The sequence below is a fragment of the Ruminococcus callidus ATCC 27760 genome, assembly GCF_000468015.1.
Classification (GTDB): domain Bacteria; phylum Bacillota; class Clostridia; order Oscillospirales; family Ruminococcaceae; genus Ruminococcus_C; species Ruminococcus_C callidus.
This window is the reverse complement of the sequence record NZ_KI260305.1, coordinates 1,530-1,985: the sequence shown is the minus strand read 5'-3', so window position 1 is coordinate 1,985 and position 456 is coordinate 1,530. Positions and strand designations below refer to the sequence as shown.

Annotated in this window: 1 protein-coding gene; it reads left to right on the top strand. The window is 52.4% G+C overall.

The annotated features are described in order from the left end of the window. The coding region (locus RUMCAL_RS14300; RefSeq protein ID WP_021680783.1) for a phage tail tape measure protein at window positions 1-456 on the top strand (456 nt) is incomplete at both ends.

The following is a 456-nucleotide window of genomic DNA, read 5'->3' as shown; positions in this document are numbered from 1 at the left end:
GTAAAACGAAGTTCTCTGCAAGTGAGGCTGCGGATGCTATGAACTACATGGCGATGGCAGGCTGGAAAACCAACGATATGCTCAGCGGTATCGAAGGTATCATGAATCTTGCTGCCGCTTCCGGCGAGGACTTGGCATCTACTTCAGACATTGTCACGGATGCTCTGACCGCTTTCGGCTTAACTGCTGCCGACAGCGGACACTTTGCGGATATTCTGGCAGCCGCAAGTTCCAACGCTAACACCAATGTCAGCATGATGGGTGAAACTTTCAAGTATGCTGCTCCGGTGCTGGGTTCTTTGGGATACTCTGCTGAAGACTCTGCCATTGCCATTGGGCTGATGGCAAACGCCGGTATCAAATCCTCACAGGCTGGTACCGCACTGCGTTCTGCCATCACCAATCTGGCAAAGCCGACCGATACGGTAGCATCTGCCATGGAACAGTACGGCATTT